The following is a 25776-nucleotide window of genomic DNA, read 5'->3' as shown; positions in this document are numbered from 1 at the left end:
AATGCAGCGGACGAGACCGGTTCAGGGCACGAGAACGGCGGCGCCCTGGAGGGCGCCGGACCGGTGGGCGGCTATCGCCGCGTTGGCCTGGACGAGCGGGAACATGCGGGTGCGGGTGACGATGCCGGCCCGCGGCACGACTTCGAAGAAGCCGCGCGCATCCGCGCGGGTGAGGTTTGCCACCGAGCGCACCGAACGCTCCTCCCAGAGCAGTTCGTAGGGGAAGCGCGGGATGTCGCTCATGTGGATGCCGCCACAGACCACGCATCCACCCTTGCGCAACTCCGCGAGCGCGGTCGGCACCAGCCGGACGTCGGGTGCGAAGATCAAGGCCGCGTCCAGCGGCTCGGGCGGCGCCCCGTCCGATCCGCCGGCCCATTCAGCCCCAAGGGAGCGGGCGAAATCCTGGGCTTTCCTGTCGCCGGGCCGGGTGAGCGCGAACACGCGGCGGCCCTGCCAGCGGCAGACCTGGGCGACGATGTGCGCGGCTGCCCCGAAGCCGTACAGGCCCACAGTGTCGGCGTCCCCCGCCATTCGCAGCGTGCGCCAGCCGATCAGCCCTGCGCAGAGGAGCGGCGCGCTCGCGACCGGGTCCAGGCTCATGTCGAGCGGGACGGTGAAGGCCGCCTCGGCCAGGAGATGGGTCGCGAACCCGCCGTCGCGCGTGCAGCCGGTGAAGCCGGGGGCATCGCACAGGTTCTCCCGCTCGGTCTGACAGTAGCCGCAGTGGCCGCAGGCGTGCCCGAGCCAGGGCATCCCGACGCGCCGACCCGGTGCCGGATCGGTCACGCACTCGCCGACGGCCTCGACGATGCCGACGACCTCGTGGCCGGGCACGATGGGGTAGACGGCCTGCGGAAGCTCGCCGTCGATGACGTGGAGGTCGGTCCGGCAGACCGCGCAGGCCTCCACCCGGATGCGGACCTCGCCGGGGCCGGGGATTGGGTCGGGCCTCTCTTCCGGTAGGAGAGGACCGCCGATCTCACGCAGGACCATCGCCAGCATCGGCACCCCCAGTTATGCGAGCGTCAGGCGGTCCTCGACGGCGCGGACGCCGGGCGCCGACCACGCGGCACGCTCGGCGAGCTTGCGCTCGCTCCAGACGTCGACGCAGCCGTCCAAGATCACCCTGTCCCCGTCCACGTGGACGCGGATCGTGTCCGGGTCCCGGGCGCTGCGCCTCAGGGCGGCGAGGATCCTGTCCTTGACCTCGGTGGGTTGGACCGGCGGCTTCACCGTGATGAGGTTGACGATGTCGGTGACCCCGGCAAGCCGCCGCAGCGCCTCATCGACCGCCGCCTTCTGGTGGTAGTACGGCACGCATCCTTCGACCGTGACGCAGCCCTTCTCGATCTTGAGCGAGACCGACCGTTCCGGTATCTGCACATCCCACTCCAGAACCCGGGCGCAGCGTTCGGCCAGGGCCTCGTCGCCGACGCGCGGATTTTCCGGATACCGGACCTCGATCCGCTCGATCACGGCCCGGACGCCGCGGACCCGGAGCGTGACGCGCTCGGCGATGCCCTTCTCGGCGTAGTTCCGGACGTGGCCGGTCAGCGTCACGACGCCGTCGTCGACCGCGACGCCGATCTGTGCCGCGTCGACCATGGGGGCGTATTCCAACTCGTCGAGCACGTGCCGGCGTACGGTGATGTCGTCCATCGCGGGTCTCCTCGGTTCGCCGGGGTTTTTGATCAGAGAGCCAGCCAAAGCAGCGCCGGCGTCGCCACCGAGGCCGCGATGGCGAGCGCCAGCGCCTGCAGGCTGCCGATGGACCGGTAGCGCGCCGCGTCCGTGACGACCCGGGGTTCGGCGTCGTTCGTCGGGGCCAGCATGACCGGCACCCGCGCGCGGCGTACCGTCGTGATGAAGGTGGTTCGAAGTACCAGGGCCATCGTTCGCTCCCGTCCTGCTGACGGAAGGCATCCTGCCGGCCTGCCGGAGAGCCGCCTTGATCCAACTCAACGCGGCCGGCCTCGGCTGCCTGCACGGTCGTCCGGGATCCGCAACCGGGAGGCCGACATGGACGCGAGGCGCGAGCCGACGAAGACCCGCCAGGAACGCCGCGATGGCGGCCGTGCGGACGACGGTCACGACCTAACCTTCGTGCCGGGGCCACTCGGACCCGACAGCCTGCAGCGGATCCACGCCTACTGGCGGGCCGCGAACTACCTGTCGGTCGGCCAGATCTACCTCATGGCCAACCCGCTCTTGCGAGAGCCGCTGAAGCCCGAGCACGTCAAACCAAGGCTCCTCGGCCACTGGGGAACGACGCCGGGCCTCAACTTCATCTACGCGCACTTGAACCGGATCATACGGCAGCGCGCCCTCAACATGATCGCGGTTTGGGGACCGGGTCACGGCGCGCCGGGGCTCGTCGCCAACGCCTACCTGGAGGGCACCTACAGCGAGATCTACCCCGACGTTGCGCGGGACGCGGAAGGGATGGAGCGTCTGTTCAGGCAGTTCTCGTTTCCCGGGGGCATCCCGAGTCACGCCTCGCCGGAGCTGCCCGGCTCCATCCACGAGGGCGGCGAGCTCGGCTATTCCCTAGCCCATGCGTTCGGCGCAGCCCTGGACAACCCCGGCCTGATTGTCGCCTGCGTGGTCGGCGACGGCGAGGCGGAGACGGGGCCACTCGCCGCGTCCTGGCACTCCAACAAGTTCCTGAATCCGACCACCGACGGAGCCGTACTGCCGATCCTGCACCTCAACGGCTACAAGATCGCCAACCCGACGCTCCTCGCCCGGATGCCCGCTGACGAGCTTCGCAGCCTCCTCGTCGGGTACGGCTACGAGCCGACCTTCGTCGAGGGCGACGAACCGGCCGCCATGCACCAGGCCATGGCGGCGGCCCTCGACGCGGTCCTCGACGAGATCGCAGCCATCCGGCACTCCGCGCGCTGCGGCAAGGTCCGGCTACCGCGCTGTCCGATGATTGTGCTGCGCAGCCCCAAAGGTTGGACGGGACCGAAGGCCGTCGATGGCAAGCCGGTCGAGGGAACCTGGCGCTCGCATCAGGTTCCCGTCGCGGCTACGCGGGAGAACCCGGAGCACCGCGCGATCCTGGAAGACTGGATGCGCTCCTACCGGCCGGAGGAGCTGTTCGCGGAGGACGGCTCGCTCGTACCGGAACTCGCCGTCTTGGCACCGAAGGGGCCGCGGCGCATCTCGGCCAACCCGCACGCCAACGCGCACAAGAGCGCGTCCTTGCGGCTGCCGGACCTGCGGGACTGCGCCGTTCCCGTGCCGGGACCCGGCCGCTCCCGAGCCGAGGCCACCCGCACGCTCGGCGGCTACCTGCGGGAGGTCCTGTCCCTGAACAAGGACGCCCGCAACTTCCGGATCATGGGTCCCGATGAGACCGTCTCAAACCGGCTGGACGCGGTGTTCGACGTGACGGGCCGCGCCTGGCAGGAGGCGATGTTGCCGGGCGACGATCACCTTCTGCGCGACGGCCGGGTCATGGAGGTGCTGAGCGAGCACCTCTGCGAGGGCTGGCTCGAAGGCTACGTGCTCACCGGACGCCACGGCCTGTTCGCGACCTACGAGGCCTTCGCGCACGTCGTCGATTCGATGGTGAATCAGCACGCCAAGTGGCTGAAGTCCTCGCGCGACCTGCCCTGGCGCCGGCCGGTGCCGTCCCTGAACATCCTGCTCTCGTCCCACGTCTGGCGGCAGGACCACAACGGCTTCAGCCACCAGGACCCGGGCTTTATCGACTTCGTGGCGAACAAGCGCGGTGACACGGCGCGGATCTACCTGCCGCCGGACGCCAATACCCTTCTGTGCGTCACGGACCACTGCCTCCGGACCTATGACCGCATCAACGTCGTCGTGGCCGGCAAGCAACCCGCCCTCCAGTGGCTGACCCTCAACGAGGCCGTCACACACTGTGCGGCCGGCGTCGGCATCTGGGAATGGGCCTCGAACGAGGGCGAGACGGAGCCCGACTTGGTGATGGCCTGCGCCGGGGACGTGCCGACGCAGGAGACCCTCGCCGCGGTGGACTGGCTCCGTCGACACGTTCCTGAACTGCGCATCCGGGTGGTGAACGTCGTCGACCTGATGACGCTGCCGGCGCCCGAGACGCATCCGCACGGCCTCGACGACCCGACCTTCGACAGCCTGTTCACCCGGGACCGTCCGGTGGTGTTCGCGTATCATGGCTATCCGTGGCTCATCCACCGACTGACCTACAAGCGGACGAACCACGGCAACTTCCACGTCCACGGCTTCATCGAGGAGGGCACGACGACGACGCCCTTCGACATGTGCGTGCTGAACCGGCTCGACCGGTTCCACCTCGCGCAGGCCGCGCTGCGCGCCGCGCCGCGGCTGGGCGCCCGGGGTGAGCACGCCGAGGAGGCGCTCCGGGACGCGCTGGCCGCGCACCGCGCATATGTCCGTCAGACCGGCGACGATCTGCCTGAGGTGCGGGATTGGACCTGGCCGGAACGGCACGCCCCCGGGGATCACGACCGCCGAATCGAGGGCGACATCATGCAGTGCGGCCCGACCGACACGGCCAAGCCTGGGCAGGCGGGGACGGTGGACGGGTGGGCGGTCGTAAATTGAGGTCGGGCGATGATCCTCGTCCTCAACGCCGGCTCCTCCAGCCTGCGCTGCGCCCTGTTCCAGCGGGGCGCGGACGGGCCGGCCTGGCGAGCGCACGTCGCCGGGATCGGGCATGAACCGAGACTCTCGATCGACAGCGTCGCCGTCGCGGGCGAGCGTCCCCCGGCGGGCGACCATGCCGCCGCAGCCCGCTGGCTGTTCGCGCGACTTCCCGCGGCACCGACCGCGGCGGGGCACCGCGTCGTCCACGGCGGCCTGCATCACGCGGCGCCGGTGCGGCTCGACGCGGAGATCCTATCGGCGCTCGAGGGGCTTATTCCGCTCGCGCCCGCGCACCAGCCGCAGGCGCTCGCCTGCATCCGCGCGTTCGGGGAGGTCTGGCCGGATCTGCCGCAGGTTGCCTGCTTCGACACCGCCTTCCATCGGACACAGGACCGGTTGGCCCAACTCTACCCGCTGCCGCGCGCCCTCATCGACGACGGCCTCGTGCGCTTCGGCTTCCACGGCCTGTCCTACGCCCATCTCACCCGGGCTTACCCGAAAGGGCGGATTCTGGCCGCCCATCTCGGGCACGGGGCGAGCCTGTGCGCGATCCGGGACGGGCGAAGCGTCGCCACGACCATGGGCTTCACCACGCTCGACGGGCTGATGATGGGCACCCGCAGCGGGGCGGTCGACCCGGGCCTCGTTCTGTACCTGATCCGGGAGCGTGGCCTGTCGGCCGACGCGGTGGCCGATCTCCTGAACGCGCGGTCGGGCCTCCTCGGCGTCTCTGGCATCAGCGACGACGTGCAGGTTTTGGAGGCGAGCGACGCCTCTGCCGCGCGTGAGGCCCTGGATCTGTTCACCTACCGGATCGTGCGCGAGGCGGGCTCGCTGATCGCCGCCCTTGGCGGGGTCGACACCCTCGTGTTCACCGGCGGGATCGGCGAGCACGCCGCGCAGATTCGCGCCGACGTCTGCCGGGGGCTTGCTTTCGCAGGCGTCGCGCTCGACGAAGTGGCCAACGCCGGCGGCAGCCCGAAGATCGAGGCGTCCGGCTCGGCGGTCACGGTGCGCATCGCGCCCGCGAACGAGGAGCGCGAGATCGCCCTGTCGGTGACCGATGCGCTGGGGCCGTCGTGAGCGCGCCTATCGCCAAAGCATCGCCGGCGCCTTCCGACCTGTTCGGTCAGGGCGTCGCGCGCTCCGGCTTGAGTTAGGCGGGGTCGAACTCGGCGACCTCCGTCAACCCATCCCAGTCTTCGATGGTGATCCACCGGCCTCGCCACGACATGAGGTTGGCCGAGGTAAGCCTTTTCACGATACGGTTCGCATGGACCGACGTCAGGCCAAGGGCGCTGCCGAGTTCCGTCTGCGTCAACGGCATGGGAAATCGGGACGCCTCGGCCAAGCCGGCGGCTGCCGCCCGCGTGAAGAGTTCGCAGACCAGGTGCGCCATCCCCTCGTACGCTTGGCGATGGCCGGCGTTCAGGAGCCAGCGACGGGCCGTGGCCAATTCGACGACCGTTTCGATCTGCACCATGCGGCCGATGCGCGGATGCCGCTCCATGAGGCGTTTGAAGGCATCATGCGGGATGACGCCGATGCGACAGGAGGTGAGCGAGGCGACCACATGATCCATCCGCCTCGGCGGATCCGATGCCGGTTGGACATCCGTCGGGGCAGGCCGAAGCAGGCCATCGTGGTGCGGACGGCTTTCCCGCGTCTCCACACTACGCCGAACGCCACCGCGGGCTGGCTTGACGGTCAGCATCGATTGCATGGCTTGACCGGTTCCAACCCAATTTCGGCAGTCACTGACGCTCACTGCCTCCACCTCGCCGATACGATCCGCGTTTCCGACATCGCCGACAAGAAGACGGTTCCCGGTATCTGCAGGCTGTATCCATCGGTACAGGTGTCGGTCGACTTCGCTCGCCCAGGCCAGCGGGAGGTCGAGCCAGAACGTGCGCCAGAGCGTCAGCAAGGCATTCTCGGCCATGTCGAACTCCGAGGACGGAGGGCGCGCCGGAAGGTCCGACAACCCGCGCGTCATGACTTGATCCTTGCCTCGACGCGGTTGACGTGAGCGACCCGGAAAGTGCGCTCAGTTCCGTCGCCGGCATCGCGGATCGAGACGTACTCGCCCTCGACGAGGGCATGGGTACCGAGGCGATAGCCGGGCTCGTCGTCCTCGGCGGTGCGGTCGTCATAGTCGATCAGCCAGGTCGCGCCGCCCTCGCCGCCGGCGCGGTGCACGAGCCGGCCATGCCGGTCGCGCTCTCCGATCCAAAACCGGCGAGCGCGGCAATGGTCCCGGGTTTCCCGCCATAGCGTCGCGTCGATGCGGCCGTCCGGTCCGAGCGGTGCCACGATCTCGTAGCCCCGTCCGCCGCTGCCGTCGGGATGCTCCGGGCAGCGCGCCAGGGTCAGGGTCACGCGCTGCAGCGTGGCGGGCGCGCTCGGTTTGCCCGTACGCGGTCCCACCCCCGGGGCGATGGTGTCCGCTCCATGCGTTCCTTGAGCCATTGCGAGCCTCCTCGTTTCAGGACGATGTGCGTCTCGAGAAACCGGACGCAGAGCACCTGTCAGGCGGATCCTCGATGTGGCGCCACCGCCGTGGCGCAAACGGAGGGTCCGGCGTCAGCGCAGGCAACCGGCACAGATGCCCCGCGTGACCGCATCGTCGCGCTCCTGTTCGCGCGTCCGCCGCTGGATGTCGCTGCCCGGCCCGAGGTCGAGCTTGTCCGGCCTCGGCACCGTCTCGCCGCTCTTGGTCACCTATTCGGAGCGGCTCGATGCAATCCGGTTCAATCCCGAGCCGTCGGCGTCTTGTCCCAGCACCGGCGGCGGAACACACAGGCCAAGGAGGATCCCCGCAACGCCGAGCGGGAGGGATAGCCGCTCAGCCTTCGTCTCCATCGTGGCGCCGCCGCGAGAGCATGTGCCGTGGAACATGGTCTCTCCTCAACTCAGGGCGACGATGCGGTCCTCGACGGCACGCACGCCCGGGACCGACCAGGCAGCCCGTTCGGCGGCGTCCCGCTCCGCCCAGGCCGACACGGCGCCCTCCAATGTGACCTTGTCGCCGGCGACGGTGACCTTGATCCCGTCGGCCTCGAACATGACGCTGCGCCTGAACGCCTCCAGGATCTTGTCCTTGACCGCCGTCGGCGGAACCCGCGGCCTGACCTCGACGAGGTTCGTCACCCCGTGCACGCCCGACAGCTTCCGGACCGCCGCTTCGGCGCCCGCCACTTGGTACTGCCAGTCCACCGTGCCGGTCAGCGTGACCCAGCCGCCGGCGACCTTAACCTGGATGGCTTGCTTCGGGAGGTGCACCGACCAGTCGATGATGGCCAGGGCGCGGGCGGCGATCTGGTCGTCGGCGACCTTCTTGTCGTCGGCGTAGCGGACCTCGATTTCCTGGGCGATGGCGCGCAGGCCCCGAACGCGGCGAACGGCGCGCTCGGCCTCGACCTTCTCGGCGTAGCTGCCGACGTGGCCGGTCAGGGTCACGACGCCTTCCGAGACGGCGACGCCGATGGCGCCTGCGTCGAGGCTGGGGTCGAAGTCTAGCTCGTCGAGCACGTCGCGGCGCAGATCCTTGTCGGTCATGGCATCCTTCCTCATGGCATGTGTCCAATCGGTGCGGGGTGGCTGCCGGGTAATCCTGCGCGGCCTAGACGAAGGTGCCTTGATCCAGCGCAACCTCGACGCGCCGCTCGGCCTGCGCCAGCGCGGCGCACCGGGTCATCTCCGTGCGCAGGCGATCTACCGTCGCCTCGATGCCGGCGGCCTTCAGGTCGGATTGAAGCCTCGCGATCAGCGTCTCGTCGTTGGTCACGACCGCGCCCTCGGCGAAGGACATGACGTAACCCTCGGCCGCCGTGCCGGTCAGGCGCATCCGCTCACAGGCCCAGGTCGCCAGGAGCCGATTGCGCCGGTTACGGGCATGGAAGCGCGCCTCCTCCTCCTGGACGAAGCGGCGCTCGGCGGCCCGCTCGCGCTCGTCGAACGTCGTGGTCATTGAAGCCTCCAACCCGGTGCGGCGCCGGACCGTACCGGCGGCCGATCAGCTATTGTTCGACCGGTCCCGGCGGCCAGCCTTGAGGCAGATCAAGCTCACGGACGTCAGCCCTGAATGCGTCGCCTCGGGCGGACGACCCATGGCTTCACGGCCTCGACCGCCGCTAAGTACGCGAGGGTGATCAGCCCGATGGCGAACAGGATCGGCAGGTCTGGGACCTGGAAGCCGAACCAGCTTCCCAGCGGCGAGAAGGCAAGAGCCAGCGCGGCCGCGAGTGCGGCGAGCGATGAACCGGCCAGCGCCGCGCTCGCACGGTCCTCCCAGGGACGCCCGCTCGTCCGGATGACGAAGATCACCAGGATCTGCGTCGCCATCGACTCCAGGAACCAGGCCGTGCGGAACTCCTCGGCCGAGGCGCCGAAGACGAGGAGCAGCACACCGAAGGTCAGGAGGTCGAACAGCGACGACAGGGGCCCCATCACCGCGGCGAAACGGAGTACGGTCGCGATGTCCCAGACCTGGGGCCGGGCGGTCGCGGACGGGGCCACCCGGTCGAACGGGATGCCGACCTCTGAGAGGTCGTAGAGCAGGTTGTTGAGGAGGATCTGCGTCGGCAGCATCGGCAGGAACGGAAGCGCCACCGAGGCGACCGCCATGGAGAGCATGTTGCCGAAGTTCGAGCTCGCTCCCATGCGGACGTACTTCAGGATGTTGGCGAAGGTCCGCCGTCCTTCCTCGACGCCGTCGGCGACGACCTCCAGGTCGGAGGCGAGCAGGATCACGTCGGCGGCGGCCTGGGCCACACCGGTCGCGCCGTCGACCGAGAGACCGATGTCGGCCTGCGCGAGACCCGGCGCGTCGTTGATGCCGTCGCCCAGGAAGCCGACGACGGCGCCCTTGGCCTGGAGCGCGCGCACGACGCGCGCCTTCTGGTCGGGCGTCAGCCGCCCGAAGGCGTCCACCTTCCGGACTTGCACCGCGAGGGACGCGTCGCTGAGCGCCGCGACCTCGGGGCCGGACAGGACCGTGCCGGCATGCAGCCCGACGAGGCCTGCGAGCCGGCGCACGACCACAGGATCGTCGCCGGACAGGATCTTCAGGCGCACGCCCGCCCGCGCGAGCCGCGCGATGGCGGCCGCCGCCGTGGGTTTCGGCGGATCGGCGAAGGCACAGAATCCCTCGAAGACGAGGTCGACCTCGTCCGCGGCCTCGGGCGGTGTCACAGGCCCGGACCAAACCCGCGTGGCGACGGCGATGCTGCGCAGTCCGTCTTCTGCCAGCGTCCGGACCTGCCCGAGGGCCTCTTCGCGCGCAGCAGGGTCCATCGCTTCCGTCCGCTCGACGGCACGGCGCGCGGTGCACAGCGCGAGGACGGCTTCCGGGGCGCCCTTGAGGATCAGCAGCGTCCCTTCCGGTCCCGGTGCGAGGACCGACCCGGTGCGGCGCCCGTAGTCGAACGCCCTACGGCCGGAGAGGACCCACCCCTGCCCGGCGTTCGGATAAGCGTTGGCCAAGGCGGCGTCGAGCGAACCACGGTCGCCGCCGAGGTCGGCGGCGACGGCCGCGAGCTGCGCCGGCCGCGCATTCTCCCGGCCCGCCGGGTCGAGGCTACGCGCCAATGCGATCTCGGCGGAGGTCAACGTCCCGGTCTTATCGGTGCAGAGCACGGTCATCGCGCCGAGGTCGTGGATGGCGGCCAGGCGTTTCACGATGACCTTGCGCGCCGCCATGCGCAGCGCGCCCCGGGAGAGCGTCACGGTGGTGACCATCGGCAGGAGCTCCGGGGTCAGGCCGACGGCGAGGGCCACGGCGAACAGGAGCGAATCGAGCACCGGCCGGCCGAGGACGACACGGAACGCCAGGACGGCGAGCACCAAGCCGATGGTGAGCCGTGCGACGACGAGCCCGAACGCGTGCAGGTCGCGCTGGAAGGGCGAAGATGCCTGAGCCTCGGCCAGCGTTGAGGCTGCCGCGCCGAACATCGTGGACCGACCGGTCGCGACGACGAGGGCGGTCGCCTCGCCCGTCTGGGCGACGGCGCCGCGGAAGAGGGCGTTCGAGGCCTCAGCCGGCTCGGAGGCCGTCACCGGTCCGGGGCGCTTCTCGACCGGGTAGGGCTCACCGGTCAGCGCGGCTTCGGCAGCCGTGAACGCATCGCTCTCGATGATGACGGCGTCTGCCGGAACGATGTCGCCGGCTCGAACGCGCAGGAGGTCGCCCGGGACCACCTGTTCCACCGGGACGGTGACGAAGCGGCCGTCGCGCCGTACTTCGGCTTTCAGCGCCACCGCGTGGCGCAGAGCCTCCGCGGCCCTCGTCGCATGACCCTCCTGCACGGTGTCGAGACCGACGGACAACCCCAGGATGGCGACGATGATCGCGCCTCCGACGACGTCGCCGGTCGCCACCGACACGAGCCCGGCCGCGAGCAGGATCAAGGCGAGCGGTTCGAGCAGGCGGCACAGCACCGCTCGCAGAGCGCCACCGGCCTGCGCACCGGCGTCGCTGTTCGCCCCGTAGCGTTCGAGCCGGCGCGCCGCGTCGGCGGAGCCGAGCCCGTCGAGCCCGCACCCGAGCTCGGCGCAGAGCGCCTCGGATCCGCGCGTCCAGAAGGTCGCGGCGGACACGGAGGGCGGCTGGTCCGGCAGCGAGGAGATGTCCCGGGCGAGGACCGGGATCGCTGTCATTTCCATGGGTGCAGGTCCATCGCCTTCCGCTCATGACGGACGACATCATCGGCGGGCGATGGGGTCGTTGCGCTGGATCAAGCCGCCGCCCTGGCCGGCGGCCCGTAGGTACTTCAGGCCGGCGGTCAGCTGCCGGTCCGGCGACGGGTCGATAAAGCCATCCTCCACGATGCCATCCTGCATTGACCCGCCGCTCCCGTACGGCCTCTCCGACGGCCTTCCGTTATTCTCCGCCGCCGTTGCGTCCTCCGGCACTACGCCGTCGGGCTCGATGCCGTTGCCTTCCACGCGGCGGCCTGCGGGCGTGACGACCCAGGCCGTGGTCAGCCGCAGACCGCGCCCGTCCCGGTGCGCGTAGGTGGTCTGAACGGCGCCCTTGCCGTAGGTGCGCGTGCCGATGACGGTCGCGCGTCGGTGGTCCTGCAGCGCACCGGCGACGATCTCGGCCGCGGAGGCCGTGCCGCCGTCCACGAGCAGGACGAGCGGAAGTCCATCGATCAAGTCACCTCCGGTCCCGTCCAACGCGAACCGCTCGACCTTGTCGGGACCGCGTCCGACCAAGCGCACGATCTCACCGTGCCCAAGGAAGGCTCCAGCCACCGCGACGGCCTGCACCACAAGGCCGCCTGGGTTGCCGCGAAGGTCCAACACGAAGCCGCGGAGCCGGTCCCGGCCAATGCGGGCCTTCAGGGTCTCGACCGCGCTGACCAGCCTGCCAGTGGTGAACTCGTCGAAGTGATCGACACCGACATAGGCGATGGCATCCAGGACCCGTATGCGGACCGGGTGCAGCGGCAGCCGTTCCCGCGTCATGATCACGTCGACCGGGGCAGGCGCCTCCATTTGCACGACCTGGAGGCGCACCGTGGAGCCCGGCTCGCCCCGCAAGCGCTCGGCGACTTGGTCGACCCCGAGGCCTTCGACGGCGTCGCCATCGATGCGCTCAATCACGGTTCCGGGCTTCAGGCCGGCTCGCGCCGCGGGGGCGCCGGGAAGCGTGCTCCGAACCCGCCCACCTGCCTCGACTTCCACGCCGATGCCGACGTAGCTCCCGGTATTCTGCTCATCGAGCCGGCGAAACTCGGTCGCCGTCAGGTAGCGTGAATGCCGGTCCAGAGAGGCGAACATCCCGGCGATGGCCGCGTCGACCAAGCGGCTGTCGGCTGGCATGTCGACCGCTCGTGTCCGGACGACGTGGAACGCAGCCCCGAAGGCGAGCAGGTCCCGATACGAGGACTCGCGCGCACGGTCGGGCCAAACAACGGCATCGGGGGAGGCCGGCGTCACGAGGGCCGTGCCGACCATCCCGGCTAACCCGGCCAACCCGACGATCAAGCACGCGACACCGCGACCGGGCGTTGACCGGTCGCGTGCCGGCTCGCCTTCGGTCGATCTGAACGGCATCGTCTGGCCCGGATTGCTGATGTGCCTTCAGGGTGGCTATGCGCGTCTGGCATCGCCTTGACGTGCGTCAACGGACGCCAGTGCGCGCCCATCTCGACCGTCCCTGGCCGGATCTCGGGACCGCTTGAGGAGGACGGGCGGTCGGCTGCCCCGTCACGCCGACGCTCCCGTCGAGAGACAGGACAGTGGAGCGCAGGATGTCCAGCGGCAGGTCTGACTGAAGACGATGCCACGCGAGCGCGCCGCAACCGTTTGCGACCTGGGCCTTCAGGACTGCCGCCGTCGCGTCCGATGGGTCACCGACGCGCTTCTCGATGCGGCTTGCGAGCGTGGCGGCCGGCGCTTCCAGCCAGACGCCGAGGAACCCGGCATCAATGTCCCGGGCGACCGCCTCGATGCCTTCCCGTTCCGCAGGGCGGTCGAAGACCGCATCGGCGACGGCGCAATGGTCCGCGGCCAGAACTCGTGCCGCCTCCGACCGCAGGATCTCGTAGACCCGACGTGACACGGCGGGAGCATAGGCCGATGCCGGCAGCCGCGTGAGGGCGTCGACGCCAAGCAGGCGCTTGCGGATGCGGTCGCTCGACAGGATCCGGGCACCCGGGGCCGCCCCGATCCATGGGGCAATTGCGACCGCGACGGTCGACTTGCCTGAACCGCTGAAGCCGCCGACTGCCAGGACGACGACTGGCTTGTCGGTGAGCAGGCTCTCCGCGAGGACCAGATAGGCTTGCGCCTCGGCCGTCTTCTCGGCGGCGGCATCGCCGGTTCCATCCGCCGCTTGCGCCGCGGTGACGTGGGCGCGGATCACCGCGCGCAACGCCATCAGGAACGGCAGCAGCCCGATCCCGTCGGTCTCGTCCGCCAAATCGAGGTACCGGTTGAGGAGGAGGTTGGCGAGGTCGAAGCGGTCACGGTGCCAGAGATCCATGAGGATGAAGGCGAGGTCGTACAGGACATCGGTCGTCGCGATGGTCTCGCTGAATTCGATGCAGTCGAACGGCGTCGGTCTTCCCTCGAACAGGCAGATGTTGCGCAAGGTCATATCGCCGTGGCAGCGGCGGACCTTGCCGGCCGTGCGGCGCGCATCGAGCAGGGGGGCGTGCCGCGCCAGGTGCGACCGGAACCGCGCCGTGAGAGCCTCCGTCCCCTCGGCCGTGAGGAGCCGCATTGATCGGAGGGCGGCCTCGTTCATGTCGACGAGCGTCGCCATGGCGGCGGCCCCGCCTTCGTCCTGGTGGATCTCCGCGCTGGCATGGAAGGTCGCGATGACCTGCGCGAGCTCCGCGACGTGGCTGGGTTCGAGGCGGCCGTCGCGCGCCATGACGTCGAACAGGTCCGCCTCCGGGAAGCGACGCATCTCCACGACGGCGTCGACGAGATCTCCGGCCCCGTCGAAGGCCAGTGTCCCGCCCGGGTCGTTCGTGATCCGCCGGGCTCCGAGATAGAGCGCGGGAGCCGTGCGCCGGTTGAGCGCGACCTCCGCCTCACAAGCCGCGAGCCGGCGCTCGGGCGTGGAGAAATCGAGATAGGGGAAGCGGACCGCGCGCTTGAGTTTGAACACGCGGTCCCCAGCCAGGAAGAGCTTGGAGATGTGCGTGGTCGCGGTGTCCACCTTTCCCGCGCACGCCAGGCAGCGTGTCAGGAACTCGACGACTGCGTCCTGATCCACTGCTGACATGCGGGTTGATCCTCGGGCAGGGCGATCTCGGAAACTGCGCGATCTGACAGCGACGCGTCGCGGTGGTCAGACCTCGTGGGGGCCCGCGAAGGTGCGGGCCGCGAGGCTGCCGCGCCGACCGTGATATCCGCCCGGGCCGCTCTGTCGGCGTTGAGATGGGTCAAGGAAGCCGCGACCGCCGTGGGGCACGCAGGGGCTTTCAGGAGGCCTCAATGGCTGCACCCGCCGACAGACCCGAACCGTTCGACCCGTTCGGCATCGCCGCCTCGATGACCGAGTGGTGCTGCCTGTTGAAGGCGGCCCGGGAGCTCAGGGACATCGACGCGGAGATGATGGAGACGATGATGGAGGCCGACGTCGTCGCCTCCGTCACTCCGTCCCCGGAAGCCGCCGCGAAGGTCTGCAGCGTCGCGAGGCTGATGCGAAGCCTCAACCTCGACCCAGAGGCCGTGCGGCGGCGTGAGCCCGAGGTCATGCGGGCACTTGAGGCGGCCTGCCTGGGCTGCTCGGAGCGCAGCCGGTGCACGCGCGAGCTGTGGTCCGGGACGGCCGCCGACACATACCCGGAGTTCTGCCCGAACGCGGCATGCCTCGACCGGCTGCGCCATGCTTGAACCGGCCTTGGCCATCGAACCAGCACCGTTCGACGCGCAGGTCGCGGCGCATCGTGCCAGGCCGGGAGCGAAGCAAGCCCACGCCATGCCGGTCGGGGACGTTCCCGGGCGCTTCGGGACGAGCCTGCACGCGGGCTTGACGGGAGCGGAGGCTCGGCGCCGGCTCTCGTGGGCGGGTCGAAACGTCATCGCCCCGAAGGAGCCGACCGGCGCGCTCGTCCTGTTCCTGCACCAGCTTGCGAGCCCCGTCGTCTACCTGCTGGCTGCGGCCGGGGGACTGGCGCTCTACTTCGGCGATTGGCGGGAGGCGGTCGCGGTCGTAGCGGTCCTCGCCGTCAACACCGGCCTCGGCTTCTTCACCGAGCTGCGGGCGGTGCGGTCCGTCGAGGGATTGCGGGCACTCGGGACGCACTCGTCTCGCGTCCGTCGAGACGGGTACGTCCGGGTGCTGGCAGCCGAGGATCTCGTCCCGGGCGACATCGTGCTGGTGGAGGGCGGGGATGCGGTCCCGGCAGACATCCGGCTGGTCGAGGCTTCCAACCTGGGCGCTGACGAGTCGATGCTCACGGGCGAATCCGTGCCCGCGAACAAATCGGCGGACCCGGTCGCTCCGGACGCGCTCCTGGCCGAGCGCTCGTCGATGCTCTTCCGAGGAACATTGATCACTCGCGGCAGCGGTACCGGTATCGTCGTGGCGACCGGCGCCGAAACCGAGCTCGGCGGCGTCTCCCGCCTCGTGGAGCAGGCTGAACCGGAGAGATCACCACTGGAGCGTCGCCTGGAACACCTGTCCCGGCAGATGGTCTGGCTCGTCCTGATGGTGGTCGTTCTCCTCGCAGGCGTCGGCGTAGCGACCGGGAAGGATCTCCGCCTGATGACCGAAGCCAGCATCGCACTGGCGGTCGCGGCCATTCCGGAAGGGCTGCCCATCGTGGCGACCCTGACGCTCGCGCGCGGAATGTGGAGGATGGCGTGCAGGAACGCGCTCATCCAGCGACTTTCGGCCGTCGAGACGCTCGGGGCCACGACCCTCATCCTGACCGACAAGACGGGCACGCTCACCGAGAACCGGATGACGGTGCGGCACCTGTCGTCGCCCTCGGGCGATTTGCCCGTATCCGAGGGAGGCTGCGACGCGTCCAGCGAAGCCCAACGCCTGCTCCGCGTCGCCGTGCTCTGCAACGATGCCGCCCTTGGAGCAGGCGTCCGAGAGGGCAGCGGCGACCCGACGGAACAGGCGCTTCTGCGTGCGGGTCGGTCCGCGGGCCTCGACCGCGACGCCCTCCTGCACGAGTGGCCGAAGGTGAAAAAGCACGCCTTCGAGGCGGACACCCGCATGATGGCGACCGTCCACCCTTCGGGTCCACGCTACTGGGTGGCGGTCAAGGGCGCCCCCGAGGCCGTGCTCGCCGCCTCGCGGCGCACCGGCGTTGGGGAGTGCGACCGCCTACTCGACCACAACGACCGCGACCTGTGGCGGCGACGCGTCGAGGATCTCGGCGCACGAGGCCTGCGGGTCATCGCCTGTGCCGAGAAGATGGCGGACGACAGGGACATCCATCCGTTCGAGGACCTCACGTTCCTCGGGCTGGTCGGGTTGGAGGATCCCGCCCGGGAGGACGTGCCGGCGGCGTTGGCAGCCTGCCGCGCTGCCGGCATCCGCGTCGTGATGGTTACCGGCGACCACGCCATCACGGCGCGAAGCATCGCGTGCGCAATCGGGCTCGCCCAACCAGAAGACCGCGTTGTGGAAGGGGCTACCGCGGGCGGCCTGCCGAACGGACACGAGGACATCGCGGTCTTCGCCCGGGTGAGCCCGGTCGAGAAGCTGGCGCTGGTGCGTGCCTACCAGGACATGGGTGAGGTGGTCGCCATGACCGGTGACGGCGTCAACGACGCTCCCGCGCTGAGGCAGGCAGACATCGGTGTCGCAATGGGTCTACGGGGGACGGACGTGGCGCGCGAGGCCGCCGCAATGGTCCTCCTCGACGACGCGTTTCCGACCATCGTCGGCGCGATCCGGGAAGGGCGGATCATCTTCGACAACATCCGCCGGTTCGTCGCCTACCTCCTGGCCTGTAATTTGAGCGAGGCGATGGTGGTCGGGCTGGCGGTCGTGTCGACGTTGCCGTTGCCGATCCTGCCTTTGCAGATCCTCTACCTGAACGTCGTCACCGACGTCTTCCCGGCATTCGCGTTGGCGTTGGGAGAGGGTCGCGACGACATCCTCCAGCGGCCGCCGCGGGACCCCAAGGAGCCCATCCTTGGGCGAGATCAATGGGGCTGGATCGTCCTGCACGCCGGCGCGATGACGGCGTCGACCTTCGGCGCCTTGGCCGTTGCCGAGCTCTGGCTCGCCTTCGACCGAGCGTCGATCGTGACGGTCACGTTCCTGACCCTAGCCTTCGCGCAGCTCTGGCAGGTGTTTAACATGCGCGCCTCCGGTTCGAAGTCCTGCCGGAACGAGGTCACGCGCAATCCCTGGATCTGGGCCGCGTTGCTCCTGTGCACGGCGCTGCTCGTCGGACCGACCTACCTTCCTTCCGTCGGCACCGTGCTCGGCTTCGCCCCTCTCGGCTGGAACGGCTGGGCACTCGTTCTATCGGCGAGCCTCGCGCCGCTCCTGGCCGTCCAATTAGCGACCCTGGTCGCAGGAGCAATCAAGCCGTCCGCGCGCGAGGGCCGATCCGTTTGATGTCCGATGAACTCGACACCAGCGACGGGGGCACTTTTGCGAGCTTCCACACTGGAGCAGGATAGCGATGGACCCGATTGCGGCGGACTGGGATGCACGGGTCGAGCGGCTGGCCGGTCGCCTTCCCGCGCGTCTGCGCGATGCGGTCACCTGGCTGAGAAAGCCATCTCGGCGCCCGGTGCGGCTTGCGGCGGCGCTCGCGCTGATCGGAGGCGGCCTGCTGTCGTTCCTGCCCATCCTTGGCCTCTGGATGCTGCCACTCGGCTTCGCCCTCCTGAGCGAGGACGTTCCGTCTCTGAAGCCGCGGTTTGAGACGCTCGCCAGGGCGGTCGAGCGCGCCGTTTCCCGATTCCGGAAGCGATGACCAAGCCGGCTGCACATGACTGGCCGCGGTCGTCGGACGTCCCGGCGTTGCGCTGAATCAAGGCAGGTCCGCCGCTACGATGAAGACTTAGCCGACAAGGCATCCCGGACCCCTCCATGGCCCTCCCGTCCTCCTCCCCCCTCGCAGCATTCCGTGACATTCTGGTCGCCGTCACGCAGGAGGGCCGCGGCGACGAGCCCGAGACGGCGCTCGGCTATGGCCTCATGCTCGCCGCCACGGCGGGCGCCCAACTGACCGTGCAGTCCGCCGCCCGCCGTTTGACCATGGTCGGCGGAGCGGGTTTGGGGTTCGTCAACGACCTCGTCGCGGGCGAAAACCGCCGCCTGCGCATCCTGGCCCAAGCCGTGGCCGAACGCGTCGCCGGGGACGCAGCGAGGGCGGGCGTGACCTGTACGACCGAAGCGCCCGCGCTCGCCTACCCCAACCTGGTCGCGCGGCTAACCGCCCGCGCCCGCCTCGCCGACCTGACCGTGCTGGATGCCGAGACGCAGGAGGTGGATCTCGATCGCGACCTGATCGACGGGGTCCTGTTCGGGAGCGGTCGTCCGCTCGTCGTCGTGCCGACGGGTCGCTCGGCGTTCTCCGCGCGGCGGGTCGTCGTTGCCTGGGACGGAAGCGCACAGGCTGCCCGGGCCGCAAACGACGCGCTGCCGTTCCTGCGCGCGGCCGAGGCGGTCGAGATCGTATCGGTGGTCGGCGAGAAGGACTTGTCGGCCTCGGCCGCCGGCGTCAAATTCGCGCCGCACCTCGCGCGTCATGGCGTGAACGTTTCGGTGAACGTCCTGCCTGTCGTCGCTGACGTTGCGGAGACGCTCAGGGCTCAGGTTGGACTGTTCCGCGCGGACATGCTGGTGATGGGAGCCTACCGACACTCGCTCCTGCAGGAATGGTTCCTCGGCGGCGTGACGCGGTCGCTCCTGACGCGAAGCCCAGTACCGCTGTTCCTTGCCCATTGATTAATGGCGCGGCAGGCGCGCCGCGAGCGCTGATCCTTCCACCGCCCGGGGACATCCGCCCTTCAGTCCGATGCCCGCCCCCCTGCATCGGCCAGCGGGGAGCTTCGCCCGACATGCCCGGATTGCCAGAGGCATCCACAAGCCCGTTGGGCATCGCCTCCGTCGCGGTCCGACAAAACCGGGCGTGCGCTGGGGCGGCTCAGCCAGAGGAACCGCAATCGCGAGGGCTGCGGCGGAACCGTGTTTCGACACCTTCTCGGTGGCGGTTACCCCTTCAGTCCTCGACCACGCGGCGGAGGCGGGCGCGTCGCAGGATGACCTGGCGGCCGCCGACACGCCGCAGGGCTCCGTCCTCCTCAAGCTGCGAGAGCGTGCGCGAGACGGTCTCGATGGTCAGGCCGAGGAAGTCGGCGATATCGCGCCGGGTCATCGGTAGGGCGAACGTCCCGGTGCCGCCCAGGCGCTCGTCCACCTCCATGAGGAAAGTCGCCACGCGCTCCGCCGCCGAGCGGCGCCCGAGCAGCAGCATGTGGTCCTGGGCGTGCCGCAGGTCGTTAGTGGCCATCCCCCAGAGCTGGCAGGCGACCTCGGCACTTCCAGTCGCGGCACGCTCGACCTGCCGCCGCTTGAAGATCAGCACCTTGGTATTGGTCAGGGCCTCGGCGGTGTGACGGTTGCACGCGCCCTGCTCGAACCCGAACAGGTCGCCGGGCAGGTGGAAGCCGGTGATCTGGCGGCGGCCGTCGCTCAGTACCTTGTGGGTGCGCACCGCGCCGCTGATGACCTTGTAGACGAACTCGGCTTCCTCGCCCTCGCCGTAGACCTCCTCCTCGCGGGCGTAGGAGAAGGGCGTACCGATGACCTCGGGGCAACCGGCGAAAAGGACGCTTTCGTTGATGCCTGGGACGGAAGCGGAATGGCCGACCGGCACCCGGGTGGACGTCCGTGCCGTGTGCTCGCTGCTCATCGGTTCTCTCCTCACCTGCGTCGGTGGGAGGAGATTGGCGGCGGTTGTGGATCGACGAAATTCCGGTCAGTCTCTTAAGCGGGTCCGCTTAAGGGGAACTACGTAGCCTCGCTGGCCGCGATCAGATGCCCGCGGTCGCCACGAGCGCCCACGCGGGATCGGGGTCGGACAAACGGAGCAGACCGCTGCGTCCCGCGAGCATCCAGCCGACGGCGGTGGTAAGCCCGTACGCCAGCCCGTTCAGGACGAGCGTGACGACGTCGGCGTGGCTGCGGAGGGCGTGGATGCCGGCGCAGCCGGCCGTAAAGGTCGCCGCGGCGGCGAGCGCGACCGGGTCGAGTGGCATGGCGGCCTCCGGGTAGCGTTGCTTTAGGGAGATCGGCTACCGCCGCACTAGGCGAGGTACCAGCGCGGCCGCTGCGGCGACGGACGGTCGGTCAGACCGAGCGCGCCTGGGGCGACACGAACAGCCGCCAGATCTCGAATGCGGCCAGGGCGGCGACGGCAAGCCCGATCCCCACGTGCGTCCATGTTGGTATGGCCGAGTCCGCGAAGCCGAGTGCCCACGGGGCGATGGACACCCAGAGGCCGACGGCGAGGTTTATGTACTCCTCCCAATCGTAGGACTTGCTGAGGGCGAGCACCGAGATAATTGCGATGGCCATCCCGCACACGAAAGCGTTTCGGGCCGCGGCGGTCTCGCTTCCGAGGCTCAGGTACCAGGGCATCATGAGCAGAGCGACGCCGAGTAGGGCATTGAGGGCGTTCGGGATCATGTCCTCGGTTCGGTTCTCGATGGTTCGCATCGTCGCCTCCTTACGGGACGGGGGCACCGGTACTGGGCACGCCGAATGCCGAGCCCTTGGCGGCAGACGGCCTGCCACCTCCTGAAGCCGAGCATCCGGCAATGTCGCATCGAAGCTTTGATGTGGCTCAAGGAGCGCGAGGGGCGCCCGTCTTCACACCCCATAGCCATATGACCTGCGCTAAGCCGGCGCCTGGACCGCGACTGATCACGGCGACGGAGGAAGGTGACCATGCATGCAGCCCGGCGCGGGACTTCGCGGGCGCGGCGGCTTACGCGGAACGGCCCAGGGCCCACGTAGAGGGGACCGCGTGCGCCTTCCCCGTTCCGGCTAGCTCACAGCTTGGCGCGAAGGCCTCGCGAGGACCTTGATCTGACGCAATCCAGCAAGGACCGACGAAGTCAGGAGCCGACCGTCGCAGGGACCGCGACGCGACGCTCCAACGCCGCGACAATCGTCGTCGACAAAAGCTGCACCGCCGGCGAGACGTGGCCGGGAGCCTGGTAGAGGACGATCTCCGTATCGGAGAGCTTCGGCAGCCGAAGACGAGCCGAAACCGATACCATGTCCTCGGGGACCATCTCCGTCGGCAACACGGTCACCCCGAGCCCGGCCTGCATGGCGGCCTGCAATCCGGCCAGGCTCGGGCTGGTGTAGACGATGCGCCAGTCCCGGCCGGCGGCGTCGAGAGCCGACAGCGCGCGCTTGCGGTAGACGTCTGGCGCGGGTGACAGGACGAGCGGGATCGGACCGTTGCCCTCCGCGACCAGACGCGGCGATGCGACCCAGTCGAGCACCTCCCGCCAAACCTTAGTGCCGCCGCTCGGTCCCTGTGGCTCCCGCTTGAACAGGATCATGTCGTACCGGCCCTTGGAGAAGTCATCGAGCAAGTTGACCGTGAAGTCGCAATTCACTTCGAGCGCGACCTGCGGGTGGGCGCGGGCGAAGCACGCTAGAACCTCCGACAGGTGCGTGGTCGCGAAATCCTCCGGCGTGCCGAGCCGGACGACGCCTGTCAGTTCCGGCGTCACGATCCTGGACAGAACCTCGGCCCCGAGCTTGAGGATCTGCCGCGCGTAGGTGAGCAGTACTTCGCCCTCGGACGTCAGCTTGAGTTCTCGACCGTCACGGTCGAACAGGCGACGCGTGAGGCCGTCCTCCAGCCGTTTGATCTGCAGCGATACGGTCGATTGCGTCAGGCCTAGCCTGCTGGCCGCGCGCGTGAAGCTCCCGTTGTCGACGATGGCGACAAAGGTGCGCAGCAGGTCGAGGTCGAAAGGCAGGGACGGCCCGGGCATCGACCTCACGTCAGGTCACACGGGTCGGATCTCAAGCTCCTGGGTTGAGAATCCACTCATCCGGAATGGATCGCAAGGGCGTTGGGTGACAAAGCACACAGCACCTATTGAGAGTATATGGCGATTGAGGATTAAATCAGGGGGGCATATCGTAAATATTTGGTTTCACAATGATCTCCATTGAGAGTGTGAAATTGTAGGCCGAAGCTCAATACTCCAAATCAGGTTTGTGGATGGGGCGAACGCAAGCCGCCGATGCGGGTCTGCTCCAGCCGTTTGATCAACGGATAGGTCCCCACGACCGCAAACTCGATTGGAGACGAGTGATGAATGCGTCGAAGAAGTTATCAGCCGTGGCCATCACGGCCGCGCTCAGCGTCGCGCCGCTCTCCGCCGCGTTCGCCGATTTGCGCCTAGGTCCGGGATCGCGGCCTCTCCCGCAGACGACCTGGGACGGGCTCTCGACCGGTTCGATCCTCCCGGCCGAGATCCTGACCCCGACCGACGACGGCTGCCGCCGGAGCTCGGCTCAGGAGGGCAACGCCGACCAACAGCACTTCCCGGTGAAGCAGTACGGCCAGACGTCGGGCGGCTACCGCTGCTGAAGCGGGTGCCCTGCCTCGACCCGGCCGCCGTCCGGATAGCCGGCAATCGCTGTCGCCAACGCGGTCCGCCATGCAACGAACCATGGCGGACTGCGCTTGCGGACCCGGCCTTCAGGGCATCCGCCGCACGCCCGGCGGCGGCGGCCCATCGCTTCGATCTAACACCGTGAGGATCGAGCACCGCCCAAGGCGGCTACCCTGTGTCGGTTCCGTGTTCCTTCCCCCCACGCATCCCACGGTTTTCTCCTCATTCTGAGGCCGCGCCCCGCCTCCGGGCCGGGACCGTCGTCCTCGCCCGCCTTCAATCCGGTCTCGAAGGTCCTCGCTACATGGATGCGACGAAACACAAACCGCTGACGCTCGCGGAAGCCTGCAGGCTCATCGGCCGTTTCCTCAGGCCGGAGGCCGGTTTCGTCTGGACTGCGGTCGTCTACGGCATCGCCGTGGCGCTCCTGGGCCTCGCCGTGCCGGTGTCGGTGCAGCTCCTGATCAACTCGGTGGCCAACACTGCGCTGCCGGCGCCCCTGTTCGTCCTGTCCGGGCTGCTCCTCGGCCTGCTGCTCGCCGCCGCCCTGCTGAGCGCCGCGCGGATCTATGTTTTGGCGCTGTTCGAGAGGCGCGTGTTCGCGAGAACCGTCGCGGACATCACCCTGCGCGCCCTCCATGCCAGAAACCCGCATTTCGACGATGCACGCCGCGGCGACCTGTTTAATCGCTTCTTCGACCTCATGACGGTCCAGAAGGCGGTACCGCATCTTCTGGTCGGCGGCTTTGCGATCCTCCTGCAGTCCGGGATCGGCCTCGTCCTGACGAGTTTCTATCATCCGTTCTTCCTCGCCTTTAATCTGGTCGTGGTCGCCGTGCTCGTCGGCATCGCGTTCCTCTGGGCGGCGCCGGCGGTCCGGTCCGGCGCGGCGCTGAGCCATGCCAAGCATGAGACGGCACGCTGGCTTGAGAGCGTCGGCAGTTCGAACGGCTTCTACAGGCATGGTGGTCGCCTCACGACCGCGCTTGCCCGTTCCGAGGCTTTGACCGCCACCTACGCGAGGGTGCATCGCCGCCATTTCTGTCACACCTTCGCACAGACCATCGGATTCCTCATGGTCTACGCCATTGCGAGCGCTGGGCTTTTGGCGATGGGTGGGTGGCTCATCCTGCAAGGGCAGTTATCGCTCGGGCAACTCGTTGCGGCGGAACTCGTCCTGTCGAGCGCCTTCTATGGGATCTCGCAACTGGGCTCCCACGCGCGGACCTTCTACGACCTCGTCGCGGCGCTCCACGAGCTGTCGCTGTTCGAAGAGATCGAGCAGGCCGACGGCGGCGGGGGAACGGCCCTGGTCCGGCCGACGGGAACCTGTGCTTGCGCGACGTCGAGCACGATGGCCTGCGCTTCGACTTCGCGGTCGAGCGCGGCGAGATCCTCGCCGTGGCCGCCGGCGAAGGTGTCGAGCAGGCAATTGCGGACCTCATCGAGAGGAGGGTCCGGCCCGTGCGCGGCTGGGTGATGGTCGGGGGAGCCGACATCGCGGCCTTCGGTCCGGAGGGTCTGCAGTCCGAGATCCTCGTCCTGGATCGGCCGACGCTGCCCGAGACGACCATCCGCCAGTACCTGTCGGGCGACGACGAGTCGTGCCTCGCTCGGATGGACGAGTGCCTTGAACGTGTCGGGCTGGCTGAGCGCATCCGGCGCCTGCCCTCCGGTCTCGACACCGCCTTGTCCAAGTCCGGCTTGCCGCTCTCAACGGGCGAGGTCGTCGCCCTAAAGCTGGCCGCCGCCCTCTTGCGGCCGCCAAAGCTCCTCGTCCTGCCGACGCTCCTCGACCTGTTGCCACCGGATCGCATCGGGGCTGCGCTCGCGGGGTTCCGGGAGGCGGGCACGACGGTGCTGCATGTCACCCGCCGCCCCCCGATGCCGGTTCACGACGACCAGATCCGCCTGGGCGCCCACGGATACGGGCGCGCGGCCGGACGTGTGGACCCGCTCGACAAGACGACGCCGACGGAGAAGCCCCATGCTGTCGCGGCCTGAACATCTCCATCGCTTTCCGACCCTGACCGCGATCCGGCCTCCGCGTGCGGTGGTCGTCCTCGGCTGGATCATCGGGCTCGGAACCGTCGTCGCAGTCCTGCTCCTCCTGTACGTGCCCTGGGTGCAGACCTCGGCCGGGACCGGGCGCGTCATCGCGCCCAACCCCGCCGACCGGGTGCAGACGGTCACGGCACTGGTCCAGGGCCGGGTGGAGCATTGGTACGTCGAGGATGGCCAGCGGGTCCGCGCCGGGGATCCCATCGCCCGCCTCGTCGACAACGACCCTTTCCTTCTCAAGCGCCTCGGCGCCGAGCGAGAGCAGATCGAGGCCGAGATCGCAGCGGCCGATCAGGCCGTGAAGGTGGCGGAGAGCCAGGTCAGCCAGACGCGCGAGGCCGCGGAGAAGGGGTTCGTGACGCGGCGCAACTTCGAGGCCGCGCAGATCCGCGTCGCGGAGCAACGGGCGAAGCTGGCCGAGTCCAAGGCCAAGCTCAGCCGGCTCGAAGTGACCTTGAACCGCCAGTCGGCGCAGCTCGTTCGCGCGCCCAGGGACGGCCGCGTTCTGCACATCAACGCCGCGGCGGCCGGCGCGCTGGTCAACGCGGGGGACACACTGGCCATCCTCGCGCCGCACGCGCCGGAACGCGTCGTTGAGCTGATGGTCGACGGGCGGGACGTCGCCCTGATCCGACCTGGGCAGAGCGTGCGCCTCGCCTTCGAGGGTTGGCCAGCCATCCAATTCAGCGGCTGGCCCTCGGTGGCGCATGGTATGTTCGACGGGCGGGTGAGGGCCATCGACCCGTCGGCCCAACCAAGCGGCCGTTTTCGCGTGCTCGTCGAGCAGGACGCCGGCAGCTCCGCGTGGCCCGACGTCGACTTCATCCCGCTCGGAGCTCAGGCGCGGGGCTGGATACGGATGGAGACCGTCTCGCTCGGCTACGAGCTGTGGCGCGTGCTCAACAACTTGCCGCTGGATTTTCCCAAGACGCCTCAAAACCCGATCTGAAGAGTTCAGTCACAAACCAATTCTCCGCAGACGCTCTGGAGAGCGTGCCAAGG

Annotated in this window: 25 protein-coding genes; 10 read left to right on the top strand and 15 right to left on the bottom strand. The window is 69.1% G+C overall.

All coding sequences use genetic code 11. The features are described from left to right. Window positions 1–21: 21 nt before the first annotated feature. Genes ACTJK8_RS02300 through ACTJK8_RS02290 form a run of 3 tightly spaced genes read right to left on the bottom strand, consistent with a single transcriptional unit; the run spans window position 22 to window position 1895 of the window. Entirely contained in the window at window positions 22–1005 is a 984-nt protein-coding gene (locus ACTJK8_RS02300; RefSeq protein WP_012317435.1) for a zinc-dependent alcohol dehydrogenase family protein, read from the bottom strand. A gap of 12 nt (window positions 1006–1017) precedes the next feature. Then, the gene (locus ACTJK8_RS02295; RefSeq protein WP_058606536.1) at window positions 1018–1662 is read right to left on the bottom strand and encodes a BON domain-containing protein; all 645 of its coding nucleotides are present in this window, start codon (window positions 1660–1662) and stop codon (window positions 1018–1020) included. A 32-nt stretch (window positions 1663–1694) separates the two neighbouring features. After that, window positions 1695–1895, bottom strand: a complete 201-nt coding sequence (locus ACTJK8_RS02290; protein WP_012317433.1) for a hypothetical protein — start codon at window positions 1893–1895, stop codon at window positions 1695–1697. 127 nt (window positions 1896–2022) lie between these two features. Between ACTJK8_RS02290 and ACTJK8_RS02285 the strand changes: the two genes are divergently transcribed. Continuing rightward, window positions 2023–4578 (top strand): phosphoketolase family protein, encoded by a 2556-nt coding sequence (locus tag ACTJK8_RS02285; RefSeq protein ID WP_440761458.1) that lies wholly within the window; start codon window positions 2023–2025, stop codon window positions 4576–4578. 9 nt (window positions 4579–4587) lie between these two features. Further along, complete coding sequence (locus tag ACTJK8_RS02280; protein WP_440761457.1) at window positions 4588–5703, top strand: acetate/propionate family kinase; 1116 nt, start codon at window positions 4588–4590, stop codon at window positions 5701–5703. Window positions 5704–5776: 73 nt separating this feature from the next. On the opposite strand, the gene ACTJK8_RS02275 is transcribed toward ACTJK8_RS02280, so the two are convergent. The 8 genes from ACTJK8_RS02275 to ACTJK8_RS02240 form a co-directional block, all read right to left on the bottom strand. Continuing rightward, entirely contained in the window at window positions 5777–6562 is a 786-nt protein-coding gene (locus ACTJK8_RS02275; RefSeq protein ID WP_440761456.1) for a Crp/Fnr family transcriptional regulator, read from the bottom strand. 50 nt (window positions 6563–6612) lie between these two features. After that, window positions 6613–7089: a hypothetical protein gene (locus ACTJK8_RS02270; RefSeq protein ID WP_440761455.1), complete on the bottom strand. Its 477-nt coding sequence runs from the start codon at window positions 7087–7089 to the stop codon at window positions 6613–6615. A gap of 114 nt (window positions 7090–7203) precedes the next feature. Further along, window positions 7204–7341: a hypothetical protein gene (locus ACTJK8_RS02265; RefSeq protein ID WP_440761454.1), complete on the bottom strand. Its 138-nt coding sequence runs from the start codon at window positions 7339–7341 to the stop codon at window positions 7204–7206. A gap of 186 nt (window positions 7342–7527) precedes the next feature. Continuing rightward, window positions 7528–8178 carry a BON domain-containing protein gene (locus tag ACTJK8_RS02260; RefSeq protein ID WP_024831146.1) on the bottom strand — a complete coding sequence of 217 codons (651 nt, stop codon included), beginning with the start codon at window positions 8176–8178 and terminating at the stop codon, window positions 7528–7530. A 64-nt stretch (window positions 8179–8242) separates the two neighbouring features. Further along, window positions 8243–8590: a DUF1476 domain-containing protein gene (locus tag ACTJK8_RS02255; protein ID WP_012317426.1), complete on the bottom strand. Its 348-nt coding sequence runs from the start codon at window positions 8588–8590 to the stop codon at window positions 8243–8245. Between the two features lie 104 nt (window positions 8591–8694). Beyond that, the gene (gene mgtA, locus ACTJK8_RS02250; RefSeq protein ID WP_440761453.1) at window positions 8695–11283 is read right to left on the bottom strand and encodes a magnesium-translocating P-type ATPase; all 2589 of its coding nucleotides are present in this window, start codon (window positions 11281–11283) and stop codon (window positions 8695–8697) included. 39 nt (window positions 11284–11322) lie between these two features. Next, the gene (locus ACTJK8_RS02245; RefSeq protein WP_440761452.1) at window positions 11323–12582 is read right to left on the bottom strand and encodes a S41 family peptidase; all 1260 of its coding nucleotides are present in this window, start codon (window positions 12580–12582) and stop codon (window positions 11323–11325) included. Between the two features lie 166 nt (window positions 12583–12748). Beyond that, window positions 12749–14362 carry an AAA family ATPase gene (locus ACTJK8_RS02240; RefSeq protein WP_440761451.1) on the bottom strand — a complete coding sequence of 538 codons (1614 nt, stop codon included), beginning with the start codon at window positions 14360–14362 and terminating at the stop codon, window positions 12749–12751. A gap of 212 nt (window positions 14363–14574) precedes the next feature. Here ACTJK8_RS02240 and ACTJK8_RS02235 point away from each other — a divergent pair, with 212 nt between their 5' ends. The 4 genes from ACTJK8_RS02235 to ACTJK8_RS02220 all read left to right on the top strand — a co-directional run bounded on the left by ACTJK8_RS02235 (window position 14575) and on the right by ACTJK8_RS02220 (window position 19012). Then, window positions 14575–14976, top strand: coding sequence for a DUF6455 family protein (locus ACTJK8_RS02235; protein ID WP_182179869.1), 402 nt, complete (start codon window positions 14575–14577; stop codon window positions 14974–14976). 85 nt (window positions 14977–15061) lie between these two features. Next, window positions 15062–17671, top strand: coding sequence for a cation-translocating P-type ATPase (locus tag ACTJK8_RS02230; protein ID WP_440761470.1), 2610 nt, complete (start codon window positions 15062–15064; stop codon window positions 17669–17671). A 67-nt stretch (window positions 17672–17738) separates the two neighbouring features. Then, a complete protein-coding gene (locus tag ACTJK8_RS02225; protein ID WP_058606533.1) occupies window positions 17739–18035 on the top strand; it encodes a hypothetical protein in 297 nt (98 codons plus the stop codon). 116 nt (window positions 18036–18151) lie between these two features. Next, the gene (locus ACTJK8_RS02220; protein ID WP_440761450.1) at window positions 18152–19012 is read left to right on the top strand and encodes a universal stress protein; all 861 of its coding nucleotides are present in this window, start codon (window positions 18152–18154) and stop codon (window positions 19010–19012) included. 274 nt (window positions 19013–19286) lie between these two features. Here the strand turns inward: ACTJK8_RS02220 and ACTJK8_RS02215 are convergent, their stop codons facing one another. The 4 genes from ACTJK8_RS02215 to ACTJK8_RS02200 form a co-directional block, all read right to left on the bottom strand. Continuing rightward, window positions 19287–19979 carry a helix-turn-helix domain-containing protein gene (locus ACTJK8_RS02215; RefSeq protein ID WP_182179865.1) on the bottom strand — a complete coding sequence of 231 codons (693 nt, stop codon included), beginning with the start codon at window positions 19977–19979 and terminating at the stop codon, window positions 19287–19289. Between the two features lie 121 nt (window positions 19980–20100). Beyond that, the gene (locus tag ACTJK8_RS02210; protein ID WP_012317418.1) at window positions 20101–20325 is read right to left on the bottom strand and encodes a hypothetical protein; all 225 of its coding nucleotides are present in this window, start codon (window positions 20323–20325) and stop codon (window positions 20101–20103) included. A 91-nt stretch (window positions 20326–20416) separates the two neighbouring features. Continuing rightward, entirely contained in the window at window positions 20417–20785 is a 369-nt protein-coding gene (locus ACTJK8_RS02205) for an SPW repeat protein (RefSeq protein WP_070998467.1), read from the bottom strand. A gap of 401 nt (window positions 20786–21186) precedes the next feature. Then, a complete protein-coding gene (locus tag ACTJK8_RS02200) occupies window positions 21187–22083 on the bottom strand; it encodes a LysR substrate-binding domain-containing protein (protein ID WP_440761449.1) in 897 nt (298 codons plus the stop codon). A 326-nt stretch (window positions 22084–22409) separates the two neighbouring features. Here ACTJK8_RS02200 and ACTJK8_RS02195 point away from each other — a divergent pair, with 326 nt between their 5' ends. The 4 genes from ACTJK8_RS02195 to ACTJK8_RS02180 all read left to right on the top strand — a co-directional run bounded on the left by ACTJK8_RS02195 (window position 22410) and on the right by ACTJK8_RS02180 (window position 25723). Next, window positions 22410–22688 carry a hypothetical protein gene (locus ACTJK8_RS02195; protein WP_440761448.1) on the top strand — a complete coding sequence of 93 codons (279 nt, stop codon included), beginning with the start codon at window positions 22410–22412 and terminating at the stop codon, window positions 22686–22688. A gap of 329 nt (window positions 22689–23017) precedes the next feature. Further along, window positions 23018–24193 carry an ABC transporter transmembrane domain-containing protein gene (locus ACTJK8_RS02190; RefSeq protein WP_440761447.1) on the top strand — a complete coding sequence of 392 codons (1176 nt, stop codon included), beginning with the start codon at window positions 23018–23020 and terminating at the stop codon, window positions 24191–24193. Beyond that, window positions 24178–24717 (top strand): hypothetical protein, encoded by a 540-nt coding sequence (locus ACTJK8_RS02185; protein WP_440761446.1) that lies wholly within the window; start codon window positions 24178–24180, stop codon window positions 24715–24717. The genes ACTJK8_RS02190 and ACTJK8_RS02185 overlap by 16 nt, the downstream gene beginning before the upstream one ends. After that, entirely contained in the window at window positions 24701–25723 is a 1023-nt protein-coding gene (locus tag ACTJK8_RS02180; protein ID WP_440761445.1) for an efflux RND transporter periplasmic adaptor subunit, read from the top strand. The genes ACTJK8_RS02185 and ACTJK8_RS02180 overlap by 17 nt, the downstream gene beginning before the upstream one ends. The last annotated feature ends 53 nt before the right edge of the window (window positions 25724–25776 follow it).

This window comes from Methylobacterium sp. 22177, from assembly GCF_052045615.1.
Lineage (GTDB): Bacteria > Pseudomonadota > Alphaproteobacteria > Rhizobiales > Beijerinckiaceae > Methylobacterium > Methylobacterium radiotolerans.
This window is presented reverse-complemented; position numbering and strand designations above follow the sequence as displayed.